This window comes from Ectobacillus panaciterrae DSM 19096, assembly GCF_000430785.1.
Lineage (GTDB): Bacteria > Bacillota > Bacilli > Bacillales > Bacillaceae_G > Ectobacillus > Ectobacillus panaciterrae.
The window spans coordinates 1-5,426 of record NZ_AUMR01000146.1 but is presented as its reverse complement, the minus strand read 5'-3'; the positions used below and the strand labels follow the sequence as shown (position 1 = coordinate 5,426).

The following is a 5,426-nucleotide window of genomic DNA, read 5'->3' as shown; positions in this document are numbered from 1 at the left end:
CCTGACTATGATCTTTTAATGTAAAACGCAGACGTGTGGCACAATGCACAACACTAATTATGTTTTGTTCTCCACCGACCAATTGAACTATTTCCGTCGCTAAGCTTTGGTAACTCAATTTTCTCCACTCCTTTTTAGGTTACATTCTAACCTTGCTTAACTGTCTGTATGGTAAAAAGACTTAATAAAAAAAACCTAAATCAAACAATCAATTTTGAATGTTTGATTTAGGTTTTGCCCGTTAGGTTACAACCCTAAGATCATCCGTTATTATTTTTTACTACTCTTTCAATATGAATCGTCAAATAAATCATTTCTTCATCTGTCAATTCGTAGGTATAAGAACCCTCGATAAACTTCTTTATTTTTTGTGAACATTTATGTGCATCCGGATATTTTACCTTGATTACATGATATAAGTCATCATCTGTTGTGCTGTTGTAATGATTGCCCTTGACTAGACGTTGTGCAAAAAATTTAAGATGCGTAATAAAGCGATAGAATGTTAAAGAGTTTTCATTAAACTCAACCTTAAAATGATATCTAACTATCGTTAAAATTTCTTGCATAACCTTAGTCATGTTTTTTACAACAGGCATCTCTTCATTCAATTCAGCATTAACAATATGAAGAGCTAAAAATCCTGCTTCATCCTCTGGTAAAATGACACCAAATTGTTCACATATCATATTTAATGCTTCTAACCCAATCTCATATTCATCTTTGTATAATTGTCTTGTTTCCCACAGTAATCCGTTTTTAATAGGCAGATTATTTTTATAACGTTCAATTGCAAAGTGAATATGATCAGTTAAATGAATATAAATACTTTCGTTTAACTTCTTTCCTAATTTTATTTTTGCATATGCAATAATTTTTTCGGATATATCCATATACTCAATTGGCATATCAGCAATTAAGGTCTTAAACTTTTTCATTGTATCTTCGTTTTCTAAAGTGAAAATTTTATCGATTAGTTGTTCATTAATATCATCACCAACACGCTTATTAAAAGCAATTCCACGTCCAATGATGATAATTTCTTGTTTTTCTTTTGTTGAAATAACTGCATTGTTGTTTAATATTCTCTCGATTTTCACTTTATACCCCCAGACTTATACTTTATCCCCTCCAGCAATAGAAAAAGGCAAAACCCCTACCTCTTTCAAAGATAATCGGTTTTGCCTGATTTAACAGTAACAATCCGTTCTGTATACGCTTACTTTAGGATATTGATTCATCAACATCTGTTTATAATTATAAGCAAAAACGGGTTGCATACAATAGACAAATTATCGCATTTCGTTGTCTATGCAATATATCAATCAAATTTCGTTGTCTATGCAACATATCAATCAAAATTGTCGCTTACCTTAAAGACCAAACAGTGTCAAAAGTGTATAGAAGTTACTTGTACTTGGTGGTTTCGTTATAGGTAATATTGTTTCCATCTTTGCATCTAACTTTATAGTTGCTTTAACGGCTCGTATAATTCTGGCCTTTTTTATCCAATTTATTGTTCATTGGCGTTTCCAGTAGCTGCTTGCTGCTTCAGTCAGTGTGAAAGAAGCCCCAAATCGGGAGTCAATACTACCAAAAGCCCTCCAATTAATCTGGAGGGCTTTCATGTTCACATAATCACCGTTAGAGGAAGTAAATTCATTTGATTTATTCCCATTAATTTAAGTACAATTATTTACAATCTGCATTTTAATGAATAGTGACAACTTCTTCTAAAAGAATTGTCCTTTTCTTCTTCACTAATGTAAGGGACGTTTTATACAATTCTCTCTAACAAATCCCCTACTTTTTCTGCCATGACACGAGGTGGCTAAGGCATTTCATTCTTTAACCACCATTCCACTACCCCTACGTAAGCATATCCGGCAAATTGAACAATAACATCTTCACTTAGACCTTCATTTTTTCCATTTGTTTTGTGCACCTCGTCCCTGAACCCTTCCATAACATACTCTAGGAACTTACTACGAAAAAAAGGGGCTGCTCCTTTACTCGCTAACATTGTTGAAAAGAATAAATAATTAGTCTCAAAATATTCGAAAAAGATTAAAGTCGCATCTAACCATTCCATTTCACATGCCCATTCGGAACTTTCTTTGAGTTTGTTTATATGTTCGTCAATCAATTTATCTAATAAATCAAATTTATCTAAGTGATGAAGATAGATGGTCCTCGGTTCACATTTGCCCTGTCAGAAATATCCTGAATGGTAATGTTATCAAAATTTTTTTCAGACATCAGTTCGATAAGAGCTTTTTTAATGGCCTCTTGGCTTTTAATTATTCTTCTAGCCACTTTTGACATTGTTTGGTCACCAGACTTCCCTAAAGATGATCAACAATTTTTCTTGATTTGTTGGGTAAACAACAAAACTGATTAAATTAACGATTTCTATGCCTTGTTTTGTTTATATTTATCTTATAAATTATAGACATGTGTCGAGAAAGCATCAATTGTAGTTTTTATTTTATATGAAAGGAGGTTATTTTATATGTCAAACTATATTTTTGAGTTAAGCGATAAGATAACAAGGAAATCAGTTTCATACAATAACAGGTTTGGAATCAAAATGATTCCATTCGACAAGTTGGAAGCACTCTTTACCGAGAATTTGAAGTAACAATCGCTTCAAAGGCTCTAATCACCATCGCAAATCAGGAGGAACTACCCGTTCGCTGGATTGGTAGTTCAGATGCCATCGCTAGCATAGAGCAGAAAGTCGTAGAGCTTCATAAGCAGATCAATGCCTATCTTGACCTTTCGACTTACCTTACTTATGAGTGATGCAAAAGCTTTCAGACAAAGTTAACTTTGAATTCTTTCGGGAAGAAATTTTAATAAATGCCCCCATTGCTTTTTGGGGGCATTTTATTGAAGATAGGAGTTGTTTTTTTTTGACTAAACGAAACCATTTGTTGATTTTCATATTGACCATAGGAGTTTTCGGCATCATAAATACCGAAATGGGGGTTATTGGGATATTACCTTCCCTCGCTGACCACTATAATGTCAGTGTAACTCAAGCAGGGTTGCTGGTGAGCCTTTTTGCCCTTGGCATTGCAATATCTGGTCCAATTTTGCCGTTATTATTTTCAGGAATAGATCGCAAGAAGGTCATGTTACTCGTACTTGGTGTTTTCATTCTTGGGAACATTGCGTCCATATTTACAACTAACTTTACCCTTGCATTGATTGCCCGTATCATCCCAGCCATTTTTCATCCAATTTATTGTTCTTTGGCATTTACAGTAGCTGCTTCCTCAGTAAGTAAAGAAGAAGCTCCAAAAGCTGTTTCTAAAGTATTTATAGGAGTATCTGCTGGTATAGTAGCCGGCGTACCGATCGTAAGTTTAATTGATAGTGCTGTTTCGTATGAAATGGCGATGGCATTCTTTGCTATTGTTAATGCTATTGTATTCATTGCTACATTGATTTTTGTACCATCTATGCCTGTTGAAGAAAGACTTTCTTATAGTACACAACTTTCCGTATTAAAAAAACCTATTATATGGCCGTCCATCGTAACTGTCATTTTATTAAACTCAGCCGTATTTGGGGTTTATAGTTATTTTGCTGAATATCTGAAAACAGTAACAAATATGTCTCCGAATACCATAAGTTTAACGTTATTCATCTTCGGTGGAGCCAATATTATTGGAAACATTGTCACAGGAAAGTTACTTACTCATAGTGCCATGAAGTCTGTAGTATCTTTTCCTTTGTTATTGGGTGCTGTTTACATCATGTTGTTCTTCACAGGACAGTTTACCGTACCTATGACCATTATAACTTTAATTTGGGGAATATTGGCTGGAGGAATAATGGCAAATATTAATCAATATTTGATTGTGTCTGCAGCTCCCGAAGCGCCTGATTTCGCCAATGGCTTATTTATATCATCCTGTAACGTAGGAACAACAATTGGTGCAGCTGTAGGCGGGTTATTTATATCAGAAATGGGTACACAATACGTCGTATTGGTGGGAATCCTATCATTGATACTAAGTTTGGTAACCATTTTTCTAAGAACTTACATGTTTACTTCTACACAACAGCTTTCCGGGTAAGAAATTTATGTATCAAAAAAGGCTAGGTATGCTTACCTGGCCTTTTTATTTAATTCATTATTAAGTGTGTTCTTTTATTTTATCTAATAGCATTTAAAAAATACTATAAATTCCTCTCTAATAAATCCCCTACTTTTTCTGCCATTTCCTGCGGTGAATAAGGCATGCCATTTTTTAGCCACCATTCCACTACACCTACGTAAGCATTTGCAACAAATTCGACAACTATATCTTCGCTTTGACCAAGATTTTTGCCTTTTGTTATATCCACGTCTTTTTTGAACGCTTCGATATTATGTTGAAGAAACCGACTGCGAAAAAATCGTGCTCCTTCACTCGCCAACATCGTCGAAAAAAACAAATAATTACCCCCAAGATATTCCATACAAATTACAGTTGATTCAATCCAATCCATTTCAGCTGCAGCTTCCGGCTCAAAAAGGTTAACCATGTTATTGATATGTTCTTCTATGATCTTATCCAACAGATCAAATTTATCCAAGTAATGAAGATAAACAGTTGCACGGTTAATATTTGCCCTGTCAGAAATATCCTGAATGGTAATGCTATCGAATTTTTTTTCTGACATCAATTCAAGAAATGCTTTTTTTATTGCCTCTTGAGTTCTAACAATTCTTCTATCCACTTTTTCCATCTTATTAACACCTTACCTTTTTTGAGATAGTCGACAATTTTTATTGATTTGTTGTTAAAACAACAAAAATGATTAAATTAACGATTTCTATGCCTTGTTTTGTTTATAGTTATATTATAGATTATAAACAAATGTCGAGAAAACATCAAATGTAGTTTTTTTGTTTCAAATGAAAGGATGAAAAAACGAAATGACAATTGAAAACAAAGTGGTTATAATTACAGGCGCAAGTTCAGGTATTGGGGAAGCTACAGCTAAGCTGTTAGCTGAGAAAGGCGCAAAAGTTGTACTTGGTGCAAGACGTGAAGAGCGTTTAGTAAAAAATCGAAAGGTGGTCAAGCGGCGTATCGCGTCACAGATGTTGTTAATCCAGATGATAGTCAGCAGCTTGTTCAACTAGCTAAAGACACTTTTGGTGGTGTCGATGTAATCTTCTTGAACGCTGGAATAATGCCTAGTTCACCACTTTCTGAATTAAAAACTGACGAGTGGAACAGTATGGTTGACGTTAATATTAAAGGTGTATTGAATGGTATCGCCGCAGTATTGCCAACATTTACATCGCAAAAGTCTGGACATATCATCACGACTTCATCAGTAGCTGGGCTTAAAGCTTACCCAGGCGGTGCGGTTTATGGCGCAACAAAGTGGGCTGTTCGTGATTTAATGGAAGTTTTGCGTAT

Annotated in this window: 4 protein-coding genes and 2 pseudogenes; 2 read left to right on the top strand and 4 right to left on the bottom strand. The window is 34.6% G+C overall.

The genetic code is table 11. The features are described 5' to 3' along the window. The 3 genes and pseudogenes from H540_RS32500 to H540_RS30565 all read right to left on the bottom strand — a co-directional run. On the bottom strand, nt 1-82 hold an 82-nt coding region (locus H540_RS32500; RefSeq protein WP_425388160.1), incomplete at its 3' end, for a PTS transporter subunit EIIB. A 178-nt stretch (nt 83-260) separates the two neighbouring features. After that, nucleotides 261-1,100, bottom strand: coding sequence for a BglG family transcription antiterminator LicT (gene licT / locus H540_RS0121300; protein WP_028402303.1), 840 nt, complete (start codon nt 1,098-1,100; stop codon nt 261-263). Nucleotides 1,101-1,831: 731 nt separating this feature from the next. Further along, a pseudogene (locus H540_RS30565) lies at nt 1,832-2,325 on the bottom strand (TetR/AcrR family transcriptional regulator). A gap of 590 nt (nt 2,326-2,915) precedes the next feature. On the opposite strand from H540_RS30565, the gene H540_RS0121285 reads away from it, so the two are divergent. Further along, the gene (locus tag H540_RS0121285) at nt 2,916-4,088 is read left to right on the top strand and encodes an MFS transporter (protein ID WP_028402302.1); all 1,173 of its coding nucleotides are present in this window, start codon (nt 2,916-2,918) and stop codon (nt 4,086-4,088) included. A gap of 103 nt (nt 4,089-4,191) precedes the next feature. Here H540_RS0121285 and H540_RS0121280 read toward each other — a convergent pair whose 3' ends face one another. Next, nucleotides 4,192-4,743 (bottom strand): TetR/AcrR family transcriptional regulator, encoded by a 552-nt coding sequence (locus tag H540_RS0121280; RefSeq protein ID WP_028402301.1) that lies wholly within the window; start codon nt 4,741-4,743, stop codon nt 4,192-4,194. Nucleotides 4,744-4,933: 190 nt separating this feature from the next. Here H540_RS0121280 and H540_RS35685 point away from each other — a divergent pair. Beyond that, nucleotides 4,934-5,426: pseudogene (locus H540_RS35685) on the top strand (SDR family oxidoreductase); the annotation flags it as partial.

Coding starts and splice junctions, on each gene's coding strand:
- H540_RS0121280 (WP_028402301.1), bottom strand. CDS start 4,743: ATGGAAAAAGTGGATAGAAGAATTGTTAGAACTCAAGAGGCAATAAAA.